Raw genomic sequence first — 23,266 nt, 5'->3', positions numbered from 1 at the left:
TTAATAAATATGAAAGGTGGAGTTTAAACACTCGTTTTTGCACAAGAACAATGTAAAAAATAAATGAATAAGAGGAGATAAGAGATATGAGGATAAAAGGGAAAAAGTTGAAATTTGTTTACGTATTACTTGCATTTTTGCTAATGTTTAGCACATTTGGAATAAATACAAATTCTGTAAATGTGCAAGCTTCATCGACAAACCTATTAACAAATGGTGGATTTGAGACAGACTTTTGGGATGACGGATCATGGGAGGTAACTTCTCAAGGGATGGTTAATGTTAACCAGTTTGAATATGTGGAAGATGAGTGGATGACCAAAGATGAGGGGGAGTTTGCAACTAACTTTTGGGTGCAAGATACAGCAGAAGGAAATCAATCCTCTAGGTTAAGTCAAACAATTACGAGCCTTTCAGCTGGAAGTTATGAGCTTTCTGTAAATGTAATGGGTGGTTCAGATGCTGAAGCAAGTAACGTGAAATTATTTGCAGGAGAAGATATAGAAAATGTGGTAACGACAACAGGATATAATAATTGGGAAACAGTTACACTGACTTTTGAAATAACTGAAGATGTAACTGATTTTCAAGTTGGAGCAATTGTTGATGGTGAACCGAATGCATGGGGTTATGTAGATAGCTTCCAACTGCTATCTACAAACGATGATGGCGTGACTATTCCTGATCCAGTCGAAGCTGCTATTTTTGTAGAAAGAGTAGATGGAATGGCTGATGATTTTATCAAAGGTGTCGACGTTTCTAGTATTCTTTCATTAGAAAATAGCGGTGTGAAATACTACAATGAAGCGGGCAACGAACAGGATATTTTCAGAACATTAAAAGATTCTGGTGTTAACTATGTTCGTGTGCGTATATGGAATGACCCATACGATGCAGACGGTAATGGCTATGGTGGCGGTAATAATGATTTACAGAAGGCGATTGAAATAGGAAAAAGAGCTGCGGCAAATGATATGAAGCTTTTAGTAGATTTTCACTACTCGGATTTTTGGGCAGATCCTGCGAAACAACAAGCACCAAAGGCGTGGGAAGATCTAAGTTTTGATGACAAGAAAGATGCAGTTTATACCTATACAAATGATAGCGTCCAAGCTTTACTTGATGCAGGTGTTGACGTTGGTATGGTTCAAGTTGGGAATGAAACGAATGGTGGATTTGTTGGGGAAACTGATTGGACAAAGATGAGTGCATTATTTAATGAAGGAAGTAAGGCAATTAGAGATGTAGATACTTCTATTATAATAGCATTACATTTTACCAATCCAGAATCTTCTGGAAGATATAGTGGGATTGCGGAAACATTGGATAATAATAATGTAGATTATGATGTGTTTGCAAGTTCATATTATCCATTTTGGCATGGGACGCTTGATAATTTAACCGCGGTGCTTAAAAATGTTGCTGATACGTATGGTAAACAAGTGATGGTAGCGGAAACTTCCTATGTTTACACGGAAGAAGATGGAGACGGACATGGTAATACAGCACCAAAGGATTCTGGACAAGTATTGAACTACCCGATTACGGTACAAGGACAAGCGAATGCACTCAGAGATGTATTTCAAGCAGTTGCTGATGTTGGTGAAGCGGGTATTGGTGTATTTTATTGGGAACCTGCATGGCTTCCAGTTGGTCCTGCTGAAGAGTTAGAAGAAAATAAAGCAACTTGGGAACAACAGGGTTCAGGCTGGGCAACTAGTTTTGCATCTGAATATGATCCGGAAGATGCGGGTGAATGGTACGGAGGAAGCGCGGTCGACAATCAAGCATTATTTGATTTTAACGGTCATCCATTAGCTTCATTAAACGTATTTAACTATATTGATACTGGTGCAGTGGCAGGTTTGGAGATTGATAAGATTAACGATATAACAGTTACTGCTAATCTAGGTGATGAGATAACATTACCGGAAACTGTAACAGCCGTTTATAACGATGGCAGTGAACAGGACGCTTCCGTAACATGGGACAATGAGGCATTAGACCAAGCAATTAACAGTGGTGCTGGCACATATGATATTGCAGGTGTTACAGATGAGGGATTTACTGTTGTAGCACATCTTGAAATAATGGCGATGAATTTTGTAGCAAACCCAGGCTTTGAGGATAGTGATCGGAGCATGTGGACTATTACCTATCCAAGTGGAACAGCACATACGGACTTTCAAAACAATGCAGCAGATGCAAAAACAGGAGATTACTCTCTACACTTTTATTCTGATAGTGGAGTGGATTTCCAAGCAGAACAGACCATTACTGGTTTAGAACCGGGTTATTATAATTACTCGATGTTCTTACAAGGCGGAGACGCTGGAGATTCTAATATGTAAATTTATACGAAAACAGCGGATGAAACCCTTGAAGCGGAGACAGAAGTGAGTGGTTGGACCAATTGGAACAACCCAGAAATTGGTGATATTCTTGTATTAGATGGAACAATCACGATAGGTGCAGTGATCCAAGCAGATGCAGGGGCATGGGGAACATTGGATGACTTTACTTTTTATAAAGTAGGAGATTATCAAGCGCCAGAAGAACCGGGTGACCAGAATGGAGAACAGCCAGAGAATCCAGGGATTGAAGAGCCAGAGATAGAGGAACCTGGAGCAGAAGAGCCAGAGACTGAAGAGCCTGTGATACAGGATCCAGGTGAACAAGAACCAGAGACGGGAGAACCTGGAGCAGAAGAGCCAGAGACTGAAGAACCTGTGATGCAGGATCCAGGTGAACAAGAACCAGAGACAGGAGATCCAGGAACAGAAGAACAGGGACCTGAAGAGGCGGAGACAGAGGATTCAGGAACAGAGAACGTAGACTCAAAAGAGTCAGTTACTGTTAAAGAAGCTGATTTAGTTAAAAATGATACAAGTAAGGTTTACACGTATCCTAACGCTTCAAAGGTCGTTAAAATTAGCAAAGCAGAGTTAGAAAAGTTTGCTGATGGCTATTCTCTTGAGCTTACAGATGGTAACGTGAAAGCTACTATTCCAGTAGCATTACTTTCAAGAGGTGGAGATTTGGTCTTTGAATTTGGCAAAGTTTCCAATAAGATTACCAATGAAAATAAAGATGTTTTGAGTGAGTTAATCGATTTCTCTCTTTTAATAGGTGGAGAAGAAATTACTGATTTTAGTGATACCCCGATTACGGTTACATTTAAAGTTGACCCAGATAAAGTTAAGAATTGGGATGATTTGCGAGTAGTATATATCGATGAAAATGGTGAAAAGAAAGAGTTTATCACACCAATTTCATACAACAAGGAGAATGGTGAAGTAGTGACAGAATTGACACACTTTAGTGCATATGGTGTCTTTGAAATTGCTGATCAAGCAACTTCTGATTCTGAATTACCAGATACTGCAACCAATCAGTTTAAGTGGTTACTGTTAGGCGCATTATTATTAGCTGGTGGAACTATTTCCTTAGTAGCTAATAGAAGAAAAGTACGAGACTGATTATATTTGTGAAATTACCCCCTCAGCTATCAGATTAGTATTCTGTTATGTTGAGGGGGTTTTTGGAAGCGGAGAACCGTCCCCTGCTTCTTTAAAATTTAATTGTAAACTTACAGTGGTTATTTCCTTCTGTTTTGCAGCTTGTTCTTTTAACGTTTTCTGTTTTGAGTACATTTTTGAACATAGTTGTCTCACATTGGCAAGCTGTTTTGAATTCTTTTGCTACGGCCATGATTGGACAATTATATTCTATTATTTCATACGTATTTTCATCTAATTGAGAGGAATCTGCCATATATCCTTTTTCATTTTGGATTTGAACGATCTCATTTAGTCTCTCACTTGCTGATTTATTTCCGATTCGAGTAGCGTATTCTTTGGTAAGACGTTGTTCTCTTTTCTTAAATAATTGTTCAATAGATTCATTTCCGTATAGGTCACTAATATCATTCAAAAATTCAACACTTAATCCCTCGTAGTTTTTCGGGAAAAGGAGTTCGCCTTTCTCTGATAAATAATAAAGTAGCATCGGTCTTCCAATGGGTTTTTTAGCTTCTTCTGAAAAGATTAGGCCATCTTTTTCCATAACAGAAAGGTGTTTTCTTACTGCCATGTCTGTGATATTTAAATGTTGTGTTAACTCGCCGACAGTTAATTTTACTTTCTTTTTTAATAAATCAAGGATTTTATCTTTCGTGGTAGTTTTAGTTTTTTCCAATCTAAACACCTCAGTTATTGAGAATCAATCTATATTTGTCCAATCTGATTCGAATAGTTCACTAGTTTATTGCTGTGTGCTTATTATATAAGAAAGTATAAAAACTTAAAAGAGAAACAGATTATCAGCTAGTAGCAACAAATATAAAAAGTGGAAATTTTTGTTGAGCAAATGGATTGATTTTTAATTTTATATCGAATAATCTATTATTGTACTTTTTATACCTTTTAGTATAAAAAGACTAAAAGTAATGGGGGAATAGTATTATGGCTAAATTTGAATTACCAGCACTACCGTATGGTTTCGATGCATTGGAACCTTATATCGACAAACAAACAATGGAGATTCACCACGGCAAGCACCACCAAACATATGTAACGAAGCTAAATGCTGCTGTTGAAGGCAAAGCTGAGTTAGAGGGTAAATCAATCGAAGAATTACTTAGCGACTTAGAAGCTGTTCCATCAGAAGTAAGAACAGCTGTTAGAAACAATGGTGGGGGACACTTTAACCATACACTTTTTTGGGAAGTGATTGCTCCTGGAAAAGAACAAGCTGCACCAACTGGTAAATTAGCAGATGCTATTAATCATGCATTCGGAAGCATCAGCGCGTTTGAAGAAAAATTTTATGATGCAGCAACAACTCGTTTCGGCTCAGGATGGGCATGGCTTGTAGTAAATGGTAATGGAGAATTAGAAATTACTAGCACGCCAAATCAAGATAACCCGATTACGGATGGTAAAACAGCAATTCTCGGACTTGATGTATGGGAACACGCATATTACTTAAATTACCAAAATAGAAGACCAGATTATATCAAAAACTTCTTTAATATCATTAACTGGGATGTAGTGGCGGATAAATTCGCACAAGCTGCAAACAAATAAGACATAACAAGAAGGTACCTTTATGGTACCTTCTTGTATCAACTGAAATTTTAGAAGAGGGATAGAGAATGGAAATTATCGATGTAACAGGTAAACCACCCCTGAATAAAGACCCACTAGTACTAGTAATAGGTAAATTTGATGGTATTCACAAGGGACACCAGCAAATCCTTCAAACAGCAAAAGGTTTTATCGATGAAAGTAGTGAGACATTAGCCGTAATGGGTTTTTCTGACCATCCGCTTTGGATCCTCAAACAAAACGTAGATTTTGAAAAGCGAATAACCCCCGATAATGACAAACTCGCTTTACTAAAGCAATATGGTGTCGGTCGGTATTATCGAATTAAATTTACAAAAGAATACGCAAAGACGACAGCAAACACGTTTGTTGTTGAGCATCTTTCACAGTTAAATATAAAGCGGATTATAATTGGAGAAGGATTCCGATTTGGTTCTGGTGGTGCTTCAAGTACAGGAGAACTGGTTCAATTATGTGCGCAGCTTAATATAGATGTAACAGTTTTACCTTTAATTAAAGAAAATGCACAGAAAATCAGTAGTAGTACTATCCGTGCAGCGATTAAGGAAGGGCTTATGGAACCAGTGCATTCTCTGTTAGGTCGTCCTTTTGCAATAAAAGGGACAGTTATCCATGGAGAAAAAATGGGGCGAAAGCTGGGATTCCCGACTATTAATATCGGGGAAACTGAAGCATATGTCGAACCTAAACCAGGTGTTTACCTTGGGGTAGTTGGCATTTATAATGAATCAATAATTACTGATTATTACCATGCGCTTATCAGTGCTGGTTACCGCCCTAGTGTAAATGGTGAAGGCTATTTAGTCGAGGCATATTTACTCAATTATTCTGGCGACTTATATGGAAAATCTGTATCTGTTTCTTTCTTACGATATCTTAGAGGAGAAATTAATTTTTCTAATTTAGATGACTTAGTAAAACAAATGGAACTCGATAAGAGCGAAGCAGAAAAGCTAATGGGATTCATATAGAAACTCCAGGAGTCATTTTTCTCGTCATCTACAATATGGATGAAATTTTTTATCAAGGAGGTATAATATGGCGTTTGTAATTGTAAGCCCGTGTGAAACGGAAAAAGCAGGAGAATGTGTAACGGTTTGTCCTGTCGATTGTATAGAAGAAGGCAAAAGCCAGTTCTACATTAACCCAGATATTTGTATTGATTGCGGAGCCTGTGTTGCAGTGTGCCCTGTTGATGCTATTGTTGAGGAGTTTGATTTAACAGAAGCACAGGAACCTTATTTAGAAAAAGCTGAACAATTCTTTGAAAACTCTTAAACAAAAGGCTAGTATTTTTTCTAACTATACATATTGCTATCATTAAAGTAGAATAGCAGTAATCTAAAAAACTCTCGATAATTTATCGAGAGCCTTTTTTGATGTTTGTTTCATTTTTACCGGGCAATTATAAGAAAAAACCATTTTATTTAGTAGGAGACATTCTCTTTTTTTGATGCATCTACGACTTGTACCCACGTCTTACCAGGATTAAGCGCAATAAGTGTATCATCTAAATAAAAGCCAAGATTTCCGTCTTCCGTTTTCCATGTTCCTTTGACAGCTTGCCCGTCTAAAAAGTACACTGCTTCCCCCGTACCTGTTAACGTTATATCAATTCTTCCACTATTATCGCCAGGAATTAATTGTTGATTAGCGTAAGCAACGATAATGTTGTTTGCGCTAATCTGCGTTCCAGTTTCTCTGTCCGCATGAGGCTGTCCTTCTAAAAAACGCTTGTATTGATTTGCCTCTTCATCATACTGATATTCTACGTGGGTAAAATTGTTATAAGTGATTTCTAAAGAAGTAGAGTTCAAGGCTTCTTCGTAGCTGGCATCTTCATCAAATGCAAACTTTTCATTTATAGGTTCCTCTTCAAAAGCATCCAACTGGTTCGTAACAAGATATGCATTGTGCGGGGCATATCTACTGCTATCCCTTATAAAATAATTACTTTGTGTCATCCCATCTATTGTAGGAACATTGAGCGTACTTAACTTATTGTATGCTTGTGGTGAGCCACCAAAGTGGATATAAGGCATATTCCATGATTCTGCAACTGGTAAATAATAATGTCTAGAGCTACGAGCTGGACCAACTTTTTCGGGGATATCATCGTTAAAAAGAGCAAGAAAACGTGTCACATTACCTTCGACTTCCATCTCATAAACGACATCTGCCTGAACTAAACCCGAATGAGGTCGAGCGTCAGGAGAGTTTTCAATCATAACAGAGAATTTAGGATTTTCGGTATTTTCCTCTTCTAGAGGTAAACCAGTAGTAATAGAAACTGGTCCTATTTCTAATTGTTGTTTTTCTGTATCTATCCGCGCTGTGCTCTCCAAATCTCCAGCGCTTTTCATTGAGTCTTCATTTTGATTACAACCAACTAGTAGTACGATTAGCGCTAAAATAATAAGGTAACTGGCCTTTTTCATATTAGTACTTCCTTTCCACCTATGTATTCATATACTTGTTATTCTACCATGAATTTATTAAGAATTGGGAAGCGGGGGTGGTTCAGGACCAGTGAAAAAGTAGTTATTTTTGAAAAGCGGTCTATTTTGGAGGTACATAAATGTCCCATCAACGACAATTTGATTTTGAAAAAGTTGGACTTTATCATCGGTCCCGAACCATCCCCTGCTTCCACTTGACTTACATTTCATCACGTGCTATAAGTGAAGAACAAACAGGGATAATCTCATCGTGACATAATAAGACACGATAGGTGATAATTAATGAAAATTAAAGATTTCAAAAAAATAGTCTATATAATCGTGGGATCAATTACGCTTGCGTTAGGAACTATTGGGATATTTTTACCGATCTTGCCAACAACGCCATTGCTTTTACTTACCGCTTTTTTTTATTTGCGAAGTTCTGATAAGTTATATCGATGGTTAATGCACCATCGTATATTTGGTGCATATATTTATAGTTATGTAACGTATAAAGCTGTGTCTTTTAAAACAAAGGTTGGTGCGATTGCCATTCTTTGGCCTTCTATTCTTTTTTCAATCTACTTAATTGATCATGGAATATTAAAAATCATGGTATTTATTATTGCAATAGGTGTTACTATTTATATCGGTTCGCTTCAAACACTTCCAAAAGAAAAAGTGCTGGAAATGAAAAAAAGGCATATTGAATTTCGTGAGGAAGCACTACAATCCACAAACTAATTCAAACGTTGACCATATACTTGGTCAGCGTTTTTTATATAATTTTATATATTCTCATTTATAACACTATATTCCGGATAGATATTAGATTAACTTCTCATAAGGAGGATTTTTTGTTCATCAAAAGATTAGAATGGGGCTAATTAGTTAATTATGTTCAAGAAGTTGACATATAAAACGGGTTAAATATATTATTTTATATATTCTGTTGACGCTTTTTTTATGTAGATGTATAATTTAGTCAATGTCACGTATGTGAATAAAAGCACAAGAGTAAATTATCCCTGTTTATATTACTTACTCTAACTTGATTTAACTACTCAGAAAGGAGCACGGCAATTGAATATTCAGTGGTTTATTGATACTCGTAAAGCGCGCGGGTTAACGCAAAATGAACTTGCAGATGGCATTTGTACGCAAGCTACACTTAGCCGGTTTGAAAATAATGGTCAATTACCAAATTTAAAAATATTGATTAAGCTCTGCAATAGAATAAATTTGCCTCTTAGCGAATTATTTCCAAAAGTAGGTGTGCGCTATTCTGAAGTAGTTGAAAAAATGAATAAAGCTGAATTCTATCTAATCACAAGTAAATATGAAGAAGCGCATCAGCTAATCAATAGTATCGATATTGAAAAAATTGAAGACGAACATCTATCATTTCGTTATTACTATTTAAATGGCTTTATTATGATTTTCCGGCAACAGCCGATTATGGATATACTTTTTACTTTTGATCAAGTTCTACTAGAAGAAGAAACGAAGGACTCTTTAATCTTTCGTTTACTAGCTTATACTGGAATTGGTATGGTGTACGCTCGGGAAAATGACTTGTCTAAAGCTGAATTTTACTTTAACAAAGTACTTGAAAAGATTTATAACTATCCAGCTCAAAATATGGAGGGGACATGGCGGGTACTAAATATTGTATTTCAATGCGGAGTGTTTTACTCGACGATTGAGGAACTTGAAATAAGTGATGCACTCTTAAACTACGCTGTTACCATTTGTTCCGATAACCATGTTACTTACTATTTAGCACGTGCTGCGATTCAACTTGCTAAAAACGCTATTTTAAAAAATGAAACGAAAGAGAAGATCTTGGAGTTAATTTATGATGCTCGTGCTTACTCAAAAGTGAACCGAAATGAAATTGCACTTGCTGAACTTGTCGATCTTGAGCAATCTATTCTTCAAAACATGTAAATTATTGAAGAGAGGAGGATGTATATGCCTCGTTCAGAAGAATCGGTTCATATGATGGGAACAATTATTGATCTTATGATTGATAGCAATGAGAGTAAGCAACTTATAAACCAGGTAATAGAGGATTTAAAGGTTTATGATAAACGGTTTAGTGCGAATGAGTTACAATCTGAATTAATGGCAGTCAATCAGCAAGCAGGTATTACGCCCGTTTCTGTTCACCCAGAATTGTATCATCTAATTAAATTAGGACAATTGCACAGTACTGCTAAAAGTAGCTTTTTAAATATTGCACTCGGACCATTAATTAAGATATGGCATATCGGCTTTAATGATGCAAAGAAGCCTATAGATTATAAAATAAACACGGTTCTGAAATTAACAGATCCAAATCAAATACAATTACATGATGAAACCAGGACCGTTTTTTTACCACAAAAGGGTATGGAAATTGATTTAGGGGCTTTAGCAAAAGGCTTTATCGCCGATCAAATTATCCGAAAGTTAAGACACAATAAAGTAAAAACAGCCTACATTAATTTAGGCGGAAACTTTCTTTCGACTGGTTTATCATCAACGCGTAAATCAGGTGAATATCGTATAGGTATTCAAGATCCAAAAAAAGAACGCCATCAATACTTACTTGCAGTCGATACATCAAATCAATCTGTCGTTACATCTGGTGTATACGAACGGAAGCTAAAACACGAAAATAATAGTTTTCATCATATTTTTGATCCAAAAACGGGTTACCCTATCAAAACAGATATTGCTAGTTTAACGATTGTTTCATCTACTTCGATTGATGGTGAGATATGGACAACGCGCCTTTTTGGCTATCCTGCTAAAGAGATAGCAACAATTGTGAATACTTTAACAAATGTTGAATCGATTGTTATCACGAACGATTCTAACATATATATATCAAAAGGACTAAAAGGAAAAATTACACCTTTTAATTCGGCATTAAAAATTATTGATTAACAGGAGAGGAAGAAAAATATAATGAATCATTTCATCGGTCTAGTAGGGACAAATTCTGATAAGTCTACCAACCGTCAGTTATTAAAATTTATGAAACAATATTTTAGTGAAAAAGCTACTATTGAAATTGTTGAGATTAGAGATTTACCGCTTTTTAATAAACCAGAAGATAAAACATTACCGCCACTTGTAAAAGAGATGGCAGATAAGATAGAACAAGCTGATGGTGTTATTATAAGTACGCCTGAGTATGATCATGCAGTTCCGGCATCACTTATGAGCGCATTAAACTGGTTATCTTATGGGATTTATCCGTTTGTTGATAAACCAGTTATGATTACGGGCGCTTCTTACGGCACACTAGGTTCTTCACGTGCACAAGCACACTTACGTCATATGCTTGATTCACCAGAATTAAAAGCACGAATCATGCCAAGCTCAGAATTTCTTTTAAACCATTCGCTACAATCCTTTGATGAAGAAAATAACTTGAAAGATCTTGAAAAAACCGAAGAGCTTTCGAATCTATTTGATGATTTTCTTATTTTCGTAAATATTGTCAATCAATTAGTACATGCACATGGCAGTAATAAAAAAGCTGCTGCAAACTTTTCTTGGGAAAATCAATAAAATAGGAGTGTGATTAATATGAAATTTGTTGGAATTGTCGGATCAAATGCAGAAAAATCGTACAATCGAAAACTACTTCACTTTATCAAAACAAAATATAAAGATCTATTCGAATTGGAAATAGTTGAAATTAAAGATATACCCCTATTTAATCAAAGTAATGACCAGACGCAGAGTGAACCTATCCAAAAACTAAACCAAGCAATTTTAGATGCTGATGGTGTCATTATTGCAACACCAGAGCATAATCATACAATTCCTGCTAGTTTAAAAAGTGTTCTGGAATGGTTATCATTTAATATTCATCCGTTTGATGCTAAACCTGTAATGATTGTAGGAGCTTCCTATTTTGATCAAGGTTCATCTCGCGCGCAACTACACTTGCGTCAAATCCTAGATGCCCCTGGAGTAAATGCAATTGTGATGCCAGGTAATGAATTTTTGCTAGGTAAAGTAAAAGAAGCTTTTGATGCGAACGATCAACTAAAAGATGCTAATACAATCAAATTCTTAGGAAGTGTTTTAGATAAATTCACAAAATTTGTTAGCTTAGTCAATCGATTAGAAGCGCCTAAAGAAGAGCCGTTGCCAAAAGAGGATCTACACGCAACACATGCAATAGATACTACAATTGAAGATATTGATATGGCAGCAGAAGACTGGGTTGAACAGGCTGCAAAGAAAGTCAAGGCCGTTGAAGGTAATACGTATGTAAAACTAAATCGAGGTATTTTAACAGTAGATCAAATCAATACTTTCCTTGCATCAATGCCAATGGAACTAACTTTTGCAGATGAAAATAATCAATTCTTATACTATAACTATACGAAGGAAGCCGCAGATATGCTGGCAGATCGTGTTCCAGGACAGGTTGGAAATCCGCTTGTGCTTTGCCACCCTGAGCGCTCGCTAGGTAGTGTAGAATGGGTTATTCAACAATTACGTTCTGGTAAGCAAGATGCTGTTCGTGTAAATGTTCCGACACATGGTCCAGATAAATTTGTTGTACACAATTACCAAGCGATGCGCGATGAAGAGGGTAATTATAAAGGTATTAATGAATACATTCTTGACTTTAAACCGATTATCGATTGGTACTTAAAACAAACAGGACTAAAACTTGAAGGTGAAATAGATGCAGGATCAGGCGCCTCAGCACAAGACCACAGCGTAGACGCAGGATCTGGAGCAACAGCAAAAGATTAAATATGGAGGAAGCAGGTCCCAGACGGTTCTCTGCTTCATTTTATAGGTAAAACAAAAACCCTAGTTTTCGTCTAATGATGAAAACTAGGGTTTAATGCTTTAATTAGGATTAAAGCAATCCATTCCTATCTATAGTGATAAGGTTTACTGTAATCCTTGTTAAGTTATCCTTGTTCAGAATGCTCTATATCAAGATCAGTTTGTTCTTATGATGCTGCATAGGAAGCGAATCGTCTCCTGCTTCTATTCGTTACTTTTTGCTACTGCGTCTGACAATGTTTTGAATTCTTCGTCAGTAAGTTCGATTTCAGCAGCTGCAAGATTATCTTCTAAGTGACTGACAGAAGATGTTCCTGGAATTGGCAGAATAACTTCAGAACGCTTCAATAACCATGCGAGCGCAAGTTGTGCTGGATGTGCATCATGTTCTTTGGCTAACTTATCCAGTGGGCCACCTTCTTTTGCTAATTCGCCAGTTGCAAGCGGGAACCAAGGAATAAATGCAATATGATTTTCTTCACAATACTCAAGCATCTCTTCCGATTCACGATTTGCCAGGTTGTACATGTTTTGCACAGAGGCAATTGGCGTGATTTCATTTGCTTCTTTAAACTCTTCCACACTTACTTGACTTAGTCCGATATGACGTATTTTGCCTTCTTCTTTCATTTTCTTTAATTCACCAATCTGATCAGCAAGGGGAACTTGAGGATCAATTCGGTGTAGTTGAAGGAGATCAATCGTATCGACACCTAAATCGTTAAGGTTTATTTCCACTTGTTGTCTTAAATATTCTGGACGTCCCACAGGGCGCCAGTCATTAGGACCTGCACGTGTCAGTCCAACTTTTGTGGCAATAACTAAATCTTCATTATAAGGATGTAGTGCTTTTTTAATTAATTTATTTGATACAAAAGGTCCATATGCGTCTGCTGTATCAATAAAGTTTACCCCAAGTTCAGTTGCCTTTTGAAGAACGCGCACAGCTTCCTCAGGATTATTGGGCTCACCCCAAATACCATCACCAGTTAACTGCATCGTACCATATCCTAAACGATTCACTTTTAATTCGCCACCAATAGTAAATGTACCTGCTTTAGCAGCTAGTTTTTGATTTGTCACTTCGTTCTCCTCCTTTAAATGGGCTTTATTAATGGAAACAATGATTACCATGATTTAATTTTAACAACACAATAGGCGTGATCTCAAATAATTGGATTGATACCTGTATTCCATTCTTCTAAAGTCGTATCTCTTTTATTAATAACCTTATCGTAAGGAATTGGACAATTTTTGTATTAAAAAGATACTCTCAATATTTAATTCTGTACCTTTATTGATGACTTCTGAACGGTGCATGTAACCTTAAAAAAGAAGCAGAGAACCGTCCCTTGCTTCATTCAATTTGAGTGAAAAAATACCTTCTATGTGAGTTCCGTAAAATGGTATAATAGTCAAAATTGGAATTATTTTTTTAGAGAGTTTTGATACATACAACGTAATACATAAGAACAATAATATTTTACTAAGATCAAAAAATAAAAGTTTAAAAGGAAGCAGAGAACCGTTCCCTGCTTCCGTGGGGGTGAAGCGGATGAAGAAAATATTTGGTTATGTTTCGCCTTACAAGTTATCGATGGCTGTTGCTCTAATTCTAATGGGAGTGGAACTTGCCGTAGAGCTAACCCAGCCAATTATTTTGGGTATCATTTTGGATCAAGGGATTGAAGGTCGAGATTCCACTGCGATATTGTTTTGGCTTGCAATATTACTTGGATTAACGATACTAGCATTTGCTGCTGGAATCTCAAGTTCTTATTTTGCAGCTAGAGTGAGTCAGGGGGTAGGGCATGATCTAAGAAAGGATTTGTTCCAACGTTCACAAGAGTTTTCTACCTTGCAAATGCAAACCTTTACTGCATCTTCATTGCTGACGCGTATCACAAATGATGTGACGCAAGTACAAGGATTCCTGTTTGCTTTCATGCGAATAATGCTAAGAGCCCCTTTATTTATTATTGGTGGATTGATCATGTCATTTACCGTACATGTAAAATTAGCTACGATTCTAGTAATCGTTGTTCCTATACTTCTAATTATCATGTTTTGGATTTTGACAAAAGGAATTGGAATGTTTCAAAAGGTGCAAAAGCGCCTAGATAAATTAAATAATGTGATTAGAGAAAATCTACTAGGAATAAAATTAGTAAAAGCATTTAATCGGAATAATCATGAACAACAACGATTCAAAAAAGAGAATAGAAAGCTAATGGAAGATAATAAAAAGGCATTACGGTTTATGGAATTAACGATGCCAATTGTCATGTTAGGGATGAATATTGGCATCGTGCTTTTGCTTTGGTTTGGATACATAGAGCTAAGTGTTGGTGGTGCCGAGCAAGGTGAGATTGTGTCTATATTAAACTATGCAACAAGAATGTCTGCTTCATTTGGTGTGTTTGGTTTTTTACTAATGAACTATTCTAGAGGGAAGGCGTCAGCATCACGTATTAATGAAGTGATTGAGACCGATCCGACAGATTTTGTTGCTACACAGGGAACCAACCACAGTAACAAAGAAATAAAAGGGGGAATTCGTTTTGAGGAAGTAAGTTTTGCCTATCCGAATGCAACGAAAGAAACACTGCATCAGATGTCTTTTCATATAAACGCAGGTGAGACAGTAGGTATTTTAGGTGAAACAGGATCAGGGAAATCGACTTTCTTGAAATTGATCCCGAGGTTGTATCCAACAAGTGAAGGGAAACTTTATATTGATCAAAAGTGGATAGAGGAGTGGGGACCAAGTGTCCGCGATAAAATCACGCTTGTCCCACAAGAAGGCTACTTATTTACTGGAACACTTCGAGAGAATATCGCTTGGGGAAATGAACAAGCATCAATGGAAGAAGTAATAAAAGTGGCGAAGGATGCGAATATTCACGACTTTATTATGACTTTAGCGGATCAGTATAACACACAGGTGGGGCAAAGAGGTGTTAATTTATCTGGTGGACAAAAGCAAAGAATCTCGATTGCAAGAGCACTAATCGCAAAACCAGCTATTCTTTTATTAGATGATAGTACAAGTGCATTGGATGCAAATACAGAAGTACGTGTATTAGCAGCCATTAAAGAAAGACAGTGTACGACAATCATTGTTGCCCAAAAGATTAGTTCCGTGATGGACGCTGACAAAATCATGATCCTACAGCATGGACAAATAGTTGCGGCAGGTAGACACGAAGAGCTTTTACAGAACAGTGAGTTATATAAGAAAATTTACCAATCTCAACTACATGAGGAAGGGCTTATCGATGAAAAATACTAAACAACAAAGTCACATTTTGGCTCCTGCTGCTTCACGTCAAAAAGCGAATAGTAGTATTATACAACATACTGTTAAGAGAATTTGGGAATATATGCGTCAGTATAAGAGGCTATTTGTGCTTGTACTTATGCTTGTGGTTGTTAGTTCTTTATTGTCTTTAGTTGGTCCATATTTATTAGGTAAGGCCGTCGATACGCTGATCGCTGGTGTTGATCAAAAGACATTGTTGCAGCTTATTATGCTTCTAATGGTTGTTTTTCTGCTACAGTCGATAACAGTTTGGTTTCAAAATTATTGGATGATTACGGTAGCGCAACAAACGATCTATCAAATAAGAAAAGACTTGTTTCACCATGTATTGCGCTTACCTCTCTTGTTTTTTCAAAAGAGACAGAGTGGGGAATTGATGAGTCGGTTGACCAATGATATTGAAAATGTAAGCCAGACATTAAACACTTCCGTTATTCAACTTGCTACTAGTTTGTTAACGCTTGTTGGAACAGTTGTTTTTATGCTTTTGTTAAGTCCATTATTAACGGTATTAACATTTATAATTGTCCCACTAATGTTTTTAGGAATGAAATGGATTACCAAACGTACGAATCAATACTTTAAACAACAACAAAATGATATAGGTGAACTAAATGGTTATGTAGAAGAAACTTTATCTGGACATCATATTATAAAACTATTTAATCAAGAAGAACGGGTAGAGCAGAAATTTGAAGAAAGGAATCAACGTTTAAGAGAATCTGGTTACTGGGCACAAGTATATTCGGGTTTCATCCCTAAATTAATGAATTCACTTAATAATTTAAGCTTTGCAATTATAGTTGGAATTGGTGCATTATTAGTTTTTAATGGAACAGGGGTTACGGTTGGGGTTATTGTTGCTTTTACCACATATGCTAGACAATTTACTAGACCGTTAAATGATTTAGCAAACCAATTTAACACGATCTTATCTGCGGTGGCTGGGGCCGAAAGGGTATTTGATATTATAGATGAAGCGAAAGAGGATGCACATGATTATGAACATCCTAAATCGCTAAATCAAAAATTTACTGGAGACGTCCGCTTTAGTTCAGTCTATTTCTCCTATGAACAAGGTGTAGATACGTTAGAAGATGTGTCTTTTCATGCAAAGCCAGGAGAAGTAATTGCATTAATAGGCCCAACAGGTGCAGGGAAAACAACAATTATATCCTTACTATCTAGGTTTTATGAAGTAAATAAAGGAAATATTTATATCGATAACCAAAATATTAGCGAGATCCCAAGAAGCGAATTGAGGGAGCAGATGGGGATTGTTTTGCAAGACTCCTTTTTGTTTGATACGAGTATTAAAGAAAATATTCGCTATGGTCACCTGGAGGCAACAGATGAAGCTGTTATTACTGCAGCGAAATCAGCCAATGCAGATTCTTTCATTTCACAACTAGAGCACGGCTATGATACGATACTAGATTCTAACGGTTCTGGAATTAGTCAAGGGCAAAGGCAATTGATCTCGATTGCAAGAGCTATGCTTGCCAGTCCTGCTATACTCATTTTGGATGAGGCGACTAGTAGCATTGATACCATTACAGAAATCAAAATTAATGATGCACTTTCCAATCTGATGAAAGGAAGGACTACTTTCGTTATTGCACATCGATTAAATACAATCAAACATGCAGACCAAATTTTAGTGCTCGAACATGGAAAAGTGATCGAACAAGGGAATCATGAACAATTATTAAGAAACAAAGGATTTTATGCCAATCTAGTTAGATCACAAAACAGAAGTTGATGTGGGAAGCAGAGAACCCCCCCTGCTTCCCTGTTGCTTTTTATGACATATCTTTTCCGTGGGTAGCTATAAGCTTTTTATACCAATAAAAACTTTGTTTGCGAATACGGCGTAAATCCTTTATATCAAACTCTTCTCTGTTTACATAAATAAAACCGTAGCGTTTACTAGATCCTTGGTGTGTGCTGACTAGGTCTATTGCTGACCAAGGGCAGAACCCGAATACTTCTACACCATCTGTTATAGCCAATTGAATTTGTTCGATATGCTGACGTAGGAAATCAATTCGATATGGATCATTAATGATATCCCCTTCTTCAAGCTTGTCAAATGCACCTAATCCATTTTCCGTAACGATAAGAGGTAGGTGATATCGATCAAAAATTTCACGCATTATAGTACGGAACCCAACAGGGTCAATCTCCCAACCGAATTCTGTTTTTCTTAAGTTATCATTTACTGATCCACGATATGCACCAGGTTCTCCAACAGTTTCATGTTGGTCGCCAGTGTGAGAAAAATCGGAATCGCTTTCTGTACTTTCAGCTACTGTCTGAGATGTATAATAATTAAAAGCAATGAAATCTGGATTACCTTTTTTTAGTATCTCCATATCTCCATCTAGTATATGTGGGACATAGCCTTTTTCTTGTAAATACGCCCAAGCTGTTTCATTATATCTACCATAAACTGCTACATCTAAATAGAGCCAATTTCGAATCGCCGCATAGGTGTTAGCAGCTAGTACATCCTCTGGTTTTGACGTTGCTGGATAGATAGTTGCGATATTTGGTGCTGGTCCTATTTTGGCATCAGGTAGCATTTGGTGACAGAGTATCATGGCTTTCGCTTGTGCTACTAACATGTGATGGTTTTGTTGGTAAAGATCCTTTTGAGGGTCTTCTACACTTTGTGCTGCTGTTCCTATCGAACTACCATGAAGGATCATCATATTTTGCTCATTTATTGTTAACCAGTATTTTACGCGGTCACCAAAATGCGTAAACAATGTTTTAGCATATTGTTCAAAGGCATTTACTGTTTCGCGATTGGACCAACCACCTTTTTCTTCCAAACCATATGGTAAATCAAAATGGTATAGTGTTACAATCGGTTCGATATTGTAAAAAAGTAGTTCGTTAATGAGATTATTATAAAATTGAAGTCCTTTCTCATTTATCTGCCCAGAACCTGATGGATAGATGCGTGTCCAAGCGATAGAAAAACGATAGGCTTTAAAACCCATTTCTGCAAGTAACGCAACATCTTCCTGAGAGTGATGATAATGGTCGCTCGTCACTTTAAAATCAGTAACGCCTTCTACATGATTGGCCATGTCAATAACAGATGGCCCTTTACCATCTTCATTCCAAGCACCTTCTACTTGATAGGCAGATGTTGAACCTCCCCACAAAAAGTCTGTGGAGAAGGATTTTAATTTGTTGTATTTCATAATATATATTCCTCCTTACATGTTGGTTATGATCTTTTTAGAGAACAACGGAAAAGAGTGGATCTTGTGTTGTTATCGTTTTTTCATTGGTTTGATATATATCAGAGTACTTATCAAAATTGGTCACAACGATAGAAGTTGTCATATCATATCCAGCTTTTTTAATTTCTTCTAATTTAAAGGTTGTAAGCAAATCTCCCTGTTGGATACGATCTCCTTGTAGGACGGAAGACTCAAAATACTTTCCGTCAAGTTTTACAGTATCGATTCCAATATGGATCAATATTTCTATTCCTTGATCTGACGTTATTCCTATTGCATGTTTTGTCGGATAAATGGCGGAAACCATACCATCAATTGGAGAATATAATTCACCAATTGATGGATCAATAGCTAATCCTTTTCCCATAGCTTCAGAAGAAAAGACTTTGTCGTTAACTTCTTGTAATGGGATAACATGACCAGTCATTGGACTACTAATCGTTTCTGTTTCGGTATTGCTCGTGGCAACTTGCTTATTATCTGTTTCTTTTTTGTCTTTACTTTGATAACCGAATAGAACGACCAGTATTGTTGCAGTAAAAAATGAGATTGAAATACTAGCAATATGAACGAGCATTGGAGAATAGGCTGCAACTGAAAAGATATTATGGAAAACATATGCAGTCATTTGTACACCGACTGTTCCGCTTAGAGCTCCCCCAGCCGCCCCTGCAATCATTAAAATTACTAGTGTGCGTTTATGTCTAAGGATAATACCATATAGAATTGGTTCAGTGATACCTGCTAGTAGCCCTGTTAATGATGCGGAACCTGCTAAGGCTCTTAACTTCTTATCTTGTTTTGAACGTAAGAATACACCAAAACCAATACCAACTTGAGCAAATACAGAGCAAGCAAATAGTGCTTCAATAGGATCTCCGCCTAAAGTGGCAAGGTTATCAAGTGTAATCGGCGTGATTCCCCAGTGAAGTCCAAAGATAACAAGGAATGCTTGTAAGCCACCTAATAGAATACCGGATATAAGACCACTCATTTCAATCAATCCCCATGCAGCAGATGAAATTGCTCCGCCAACATATGTTCCAAATGGTCCGAATAGGATTACGGTTAATGGCAACATGATCATGATTGCAAGCATTGGAACTAAGAATAGCTGAATATCTTTGTAAATAACTTTTTTTAGAAATTTATTTAAAAAGGAGTAAATCCCAATGGCGATAAATATAGGGAAAACAGACGTTGAATAATCAGCAAGTACAACCGGAATACCTAGAAAACCTGTTGTGCTTTCCTCTGTCATTAAAGCTGTATAAGAGGGTTCAAATAAGGCTGCTCCAATTACCCCCCCAATATAAGGATTCGCACCTAATTTATGCGAGATTGTGATACCTAGAAAAACGGGGAGAAAATAAAAGACTGCATTGCTTGCCGCTGATAAAAGAATATATGTACCACTTTCATAGGTTAGCCAACCTAGTTCAATACAGATGGTTAAAAGTGCTTTGATCATACCAGAGCCTGCTAGAGCAGGAATAAGAGGTGAGAAACTACCAGAAATAATTTCAAAGAGTTTTGAAACTAGTGAACTCTTTTCTTGTGTTTCGTTACTTTGACTTTCATTGTTCATACTAAGGTTAGCAAGTTTAACTAGTTCATTAAAAACCTCATCTACCATACTTCCAATTACAACTTGATATTGTCCTCCGCTTTTAACTACTTCTAAAACTTCATCTTTTTCCTGTAAACTCGCTTTGTTTGCTTTACTAGAATCTTTTAATTGAAAACGTAATCGAGTCGCACAGTGTACGAGACTATTTACATTTTCTTTACCTCCAACATCATCTAAAATCTCTTCTGCTAGCTTTTTATAATTCATCATTTCCCCTTCCTATAGTATTTTGGGAATAAAAAAACCCAAACTAGTGGCAAGGAAAAGAGGGTTTATCCTCTCCTTAAACTACTAATTTGGGTTTAGCCTGCTTTACCAGTAACATTCCCTAAACTATGTGTGGTTTTTTATTAATTATAATTCTTTATTAACGATAAACTAAGATTTCTTGGTTGTCAACACCTGTGAAACCACTCGGTTAATATGAATAGTAAGATAAAGCTTTTCGTCATTTGATAGTGTGTAATTATATGTGTTTTCAATAAACGTATTAATTCGTTCCGTGCAATTATAAGCTTTTTTGTGTTTATCTCGAACAATAGCATGTAGGAATTCTTCTTTTGGTGCATAGTCAAGGCCACTAAAAATTCGCTGCGCAAAGAATTTTAAGTGGGTCACAAAACGATGATGGGCGAGGGAAGTAGTGTTAAAATCAATGTTGAAATGGTATTTAACAATATTCAGAACTTCCTGTGTAACTTTCGTGATCTTAACGACATTAGTCATTTCCTCATTCAGTTCTGCATTTACAATATGATGAGCAATAAAAGCGGCTTCGTCCTCCGGTAATTGAATAGAAGTGTGTTTATTAATTATATTTAAAGCTTTCTTACCAATGGTGAATTCTTCATTGTACAATCGACTTATTTCCCATAATAATCCATTCTTAATATCCATGCCCTTTTTATTTCTTTCAATCGCATAGTGAATGTGATCAGTTAGAGAGACGTAAATAATATCATTTAAGTTTTTACCTAACGTCAATTTAGCAAGTTTAATAATCTCATCAGAAATATCAAAGATATCCTCTGGTACTTCTTCAAGTAATGTAGTCAAGCGTTTCGATATTTCAGTATTTTCTATAGTAAATATTTTTTCAATATTTTCTTCTAACACATCATCCCCAGGTTTTTTCATGAACCCTAAACCATTTCCTATGATGACAATTTCAAGATCATCCTCATCTCTAGCACTTATAACATTATTATTAAAAACCTGCTTAATCTTCATTTTATCCTCCCTCATTAGTTTGACTTATTTCGACACTTAAAAAATGATAGCACTTAAATCTGAATTTTACAAAAGTGATTAAACAAATATTTCGATCAACTTTTATAAAGAAAAGTTTAAGTTTCAAATATACAAACTAAGATAAGAGGATTCCAAATGTATATATTACAATTTAAAATTGAGCTACTTAAATTTGTTTGATTTCACAAAGTTACAATGAGTTTTTTACGAAAAAAAAACAGGTTTAAAACGTAATGTTTTAGGTATAACTAATCTGCTGAAAATATATATTCTATAACGTTCTTTATTCCTGTAGGGGTATCGTGTTATCCATTATATATAAAGTGAATACAGGGACGCGAACTTTTATTTTATTCACAAACTTTTAGTTATTCAATTCTCATTTATTATGAATAACAATGTCTTTTTTATATTATGATTTATTTTGCTCAATTTATTGTTTTGATTTGTAATTAAAGTAGGTAAATAAAAATAAAAATAAACTAGATTTGATTGTAAAAAATTCGTTTTCTATCTAACTAATAGTAATATCTAAAACTATTGTAACCAATTAATAACTTTATATAGAGAGTTTGAATACTTCATGAAAATGCCTCGTTTTGTCGCCTATTAAAAAAGAAGCAGAGAACAATCTATCCTGCACCCCAAAATTATGAGAACCATTACTTTCGTTACATGGCAGATGACTTTTCGTTTGGTATAAATAAGGAAGTAAGGAACAGCTTATTCGCTGCTCCCTGGGTTAGACGATTTACATTGCCTTTTCTGTTAGTATGATAAGCTGGATTTTAGGTTTGGCGAGTCTGGCCCAATTTTTCACCGCGTTCTCGGTTACCTTTTCTTGTTTAGCAATTTCCTTGTACGATTTTTCGTATAACACGGCTAGGGTAAACCAGGTCATTTGCTTCTCTGTTAAATTTTGTTTGATCTGATCTAACAGATAAGGATCAATCACAGGTTCTTCTTCTAATTCTGTGATTAAGTTGTCTCTTTCCCTAGAGACTGTAGCAATATATGCTTCTTGTTTTTCAGTATGCCGATTCCGTGTCCGTATCATTGTTAGAAATGTCTTATCAATTAAAAAATAAGCATAACTAGAGAATTTACCACGTGTTTCATTATAGTTGTCCATTGCCTTCCAAAGCGCAATGAGTCCTTCTTGATAGAATTCTTGATCTGGATCGCGAATGCCGTATTTCTTAATTAAATAATAAATAATATTTTCATGATCGGTTAACACATTTTCAAATTCTAGCGTTTCGTCAGCCATTATATCCTCTATCTATAAAGGCGCCTTTATTCGTATTCCGCGGTACATTTAGTTTAGTTTAAAGGTGCCTTGACTGCAGATAAGATAATTAGCAATAGATAGCTAGAAATGCAAGTTTAAGGAGGTGAAAGGAGAGAAAGGTTTCATAAAATGCGAG

The 23,266-nt window shown here is 36.1% G+C and carries 19 protein-coding genes; 12 read left to right on the top strand and 7 right to left on the bottom strand.

Annotated elements, in window-relative coordinates; all coding sequences use genetic code 11:
• Nucleotides 1–86: 86 nt before the first annotated feature.
• Together D2K62_RS19340 and D2K62_RS08255 are read left to right on the top strand one after the other, a co-directional pair.
• Entirely contained in the window at nucleotides 87–2,351 is a 2,265-nt protein-coding gene (locus D2K62_RS19340; RefSeq protein ID WP_117161237.1) for a glycosyl hydrolase 53 family protein, read from the top strand.
• Nucleotides 2,352–2,396: 45 nt separating this feature from the next.
• Nucleotides 2,397–3,479, top strand: coding sequence for an LPXTG cell wall anchor domain-containing protein (locus D2K62_RS08255; RefSeq protein ID WP_117161236.1), 1,083 nt, complete (start codon nucleotides 2,397–2,399; stop codon nucleotides 3,477–3,479).
• A 91-nt stretch (nucleotides 3,480–3,570) separates the two neighbouring features.
• Here the strand turns inward: D2K62_RS08255 and D2K62_RS08250 are convergent, their stop codons facing one another.
• A complete protein-coding gene (locus D2K62_RS08250) occupies nucleotides 3,571–4,197 on the bottom strand; it encodes a helix-turn-helix transcriptional regulator (protein ID WP_117161235.1) in 627 nt (208 codons plus the stop codon).
• A 266-nt stretch (nucleotides 4,198–4,463) separates the two neighbouring features.
• Here D2K62_RS08250 and D2K62_RS08245 point away from each other — a divergent pair, with 266 nt between their 5' ends.
• The 3 genes from D2K62_RS08245 to D2K62_RS08235 all read left to right on the top strand — a co-directional run bounded on the left by D2K62_RS08245 (nucleotide 4,464) and on the right by D2K62_RS08235 (nucleotide 6,407).
• Nucleotides 4,464–5,087, top strand: coding sequence for a superoxide dismutase (locus D2K62_RS08245; protein ID WP_117161234.1), 624 nt, complete (start codon nucleotides 4,464–4,466; stop codon nucleotides 5,085–5,087).
• A 68-nt stretch (nucleotides 5,088–5,155) separates the two neighbouring features.
• Nucleotides 5,156–6,100: a riboflavin biosynthesis protein RibF gene (ribF, locus tag D2K62_RS08240; protein ID WP_117161233.1), complete on the top strand. Its 945-nt coding sequence runs from the start codon at nucleotides 5,156–5,158 to the stop codon at nucleotides 6,098–6,100.
• A gap of 67 nt (nucleotides 6,101–6,167) precedes the next feature.
• Nucleotides 6,168–6,407, top strand: a complete 240-nt coding sequence (locus tag D2K62_RS08235; RefSeq protein ID WP_112182100.1) for a ferredoxin family protein — start codon at nucleotides 6,168–6,170, stop codon at nucleotides 6,405–6,407.
• Between the two features lie 149 nt (nucleotides 6,408–6,556).
• Here the strand turns inward: D2K62_RS08235 and D2K62_RS08230 are convergent, their stop codons facing one another.
• A complete protein-coding gene (locus tag D2K62_RS08230; protein ID WP_117161232.1) occupies nucleotides 6,557–7,567 on the bottom strand; it encodes a DUF3048 domain-containing protein in 1,011 nt (336 codons plus the stop codon).
• Between the two features lie 303 nt (nucleotides 7,568–7,870).
• On the opposite strand from D2K62_RS08230, the gene D2K62_RS08225 reads away from it, so the two are divergent.
• From D2K62_RS08225 to D2K62_RS08205, 5 genes are all read left to right on the top strand, one after another.
• Nucleotides 7,871–8,314, top strand: coding sequence for a YbaN family protein (locus D2K62_RS08225; RefSeq protein ID WP_117161231.1), 444 nt, complete (start codon nucleotides 7,871–7,873; stop codon nucleotides 8,312–8,314).
• Between the two features lie 339 nt (nucleotides 8,315–8,653).
• Complete coding sequence (locus tag D2K62_RS08220; RefSeq protein WP_112182098.1) at nucleotides 8,654–9,520, top strand: helix-turn-helix domain-containing protein; 867 nt, start codon at nucleotides 8,654–8,656, stop codon at nucleotides 9,518–9,520.
• A gap of 24 nt (nucleotides 9,521–9,544) precedes the next feature.
• The gene (locus D2K62_RS08215; protein WP_112182097.1) at nucleotides 9,545–10,504 is read left to right on the top strand and encodes an FAD:protein FMN transferase; all 960 of its coding nucleotides are present in this window, start codon (nucleotides 9,545–9,547) and stop codon (nucleotides 10,502–10,504) included.
• A 21-nt stretch (nucleotides 10,505–10,525) separates the two neighbouring features.
• Entirely contained in the window at nucleotides 10,526–11,134 is a 609-nt protein-coding gene (locus D2K62_RS08210; protein WP_112182096.1) for an NADPH-dependent FMN reductase, read from the top strand.
• Nucleotides 11,135–11,152: 18 nt separating this feature from the next.
• Nucleotides 11,153–12,340 carry an NADPH-dependent oxidoreductase gene (locus tag D2K62_RS08205; protein ID WP_112182095.1) on the top strand — a complete coding sequence of 396 codons (1,188 nt, stop codon included), beginning with the start codon at nucleotides 11,153–11,155 and terminating at the stop codon, nucleotides 12,338–12,340.
• A 243-nt stretch (nucleotides 12,341–12,583) separates the two neighbouring features.
• Here the strand turns inward: D2K62_RS08205 and D2K62_RS08200 are convergent, their stop codons facing one another.
• Entirely contained in the window at nucleotides 12,584–13,462 is an 879-nt protein-coding gene (locus D2K62_RS08200) for an aldo/keto reductase (RefSeq protein WP_198663194.1), read from the bottom strand.
• 472 nt (nucleotides 13,463–13,934) lie between these two features.
• On the opposite strand from D2K62_RS08200, the gene D2K62_RS08195 reads away from it, so the two are divergent.
• Together D2K62_RS08195 and D2K62_RS08190 are read left to right on the top strand one after the other, a co-directional pair.
• The gene (locus D2K62_RS08195) at nucleotides 13,935–15,671 is read left to right on the top strand and encodes an ABC transporter ATP-binding protein (RefSeq protein ID WP_117161230.1); all 1,737 of its coding nucleotides are present in this window, start codon (nucleotides 13,935–13,937) and stop codon (nucleotides 15,669–15,671) included.
• Nucleotides 15,658–17,463 carry an ABC transporter ATP-binding protein gene (locus D2K62_RS08190; RefSeq protein ID WP_198671285.1) on the top strand — a complete coding sequence of 602 codons (1,806 nt, stop codon included), beginning with the start codon at nucleotides 15,658–15,660 and terminating at the stop codon, nucleotides 17,461–17,463. The genes D2K62_RS08195 and D2K62_RS08190 overlap by 14 nt, the downstream gene beginning before the upstream one ends.
• A gap of 40 nt (nucleotides 17,464–17,503) precedes the next feature.
• On the opposite strand, the gene D2K62_RS08185 is transcribed toward D2K62_RS08190, so the two are convergent.
• From D2K62_RS08185 to D2K62_RS08170, 4 genes are all read right to left on the bottom strand, one after another.
• Nucleotides 17,504–18,916 (bottom strand): glycoside hydrolase family 1 protein, encoded by a 1,413-nt coding sequence (locus D2K62_RS08185; RefSeq protein WP_112182091.1) that lies wholly within the window; start codon nucleotides 18,914–18,916, stop codon nucleotides 17,504–17,506.
• A gap of 37 nt (nucleotides 18,917–18,953) precedes the next feature.
• Complete coding sequence (locus D2K62_RS08180) at nucleotides 18,954–20,795, bottom strand: beta-glucoside-specific PTS transporter subunit IIABC (RefSeq protein ID WP_112182090.1); 1,842 nt, start codon at nucleotides 20,793–20,795, stop codon at nucleotides 18,954–18,956.
• Nucleotides 20,796–20,966: 171 nt separating this feature from the next.
• Nucleotides 20,967–21,818, bottom strand: coding sequence for a BglG family transcription antiterminator LicT (licT, locus tag D2K62_RS08175; RefSeq protein WP_112182089.1), 852 nt, complete (start codon nucleotides 21,816–21,818; stop codon nucleotides 20,967–20,969).
• Nucleotides 21,819–22,590: 772 nt separating this feature from the next.
• The gene (locus D2K62_RS08170; protein WP_112182088.1) at nucleotides 22,591–23,109 is read right to left on the bottom strand and encodes a sigma-70 family RNA polymerase sigma factor; all 519 of its coding nucleotides are present in this window, start codon (nucleotides 23,107–23,109) and stop codon (nucleotides 22,591–22,593) included.
• Nucleotides 23,110–23,266: the final 157 nt, after the last annotated feature.

The sequence above is a fragment of the Paraliobacillus sp. X-1268 genome (genome assembly GCF_003426095.1).
GTDB lineage: Bacteria > Bacillota > Bacilli > Bacillales > Amphibacillaceae > Paraliobacillus_A > Paraliobacillus_A zengyii.
Note: the sequence above shows the minus strand (reverse complement) of the source record. Positions and strands in the feature narration are given on the sequence as shown.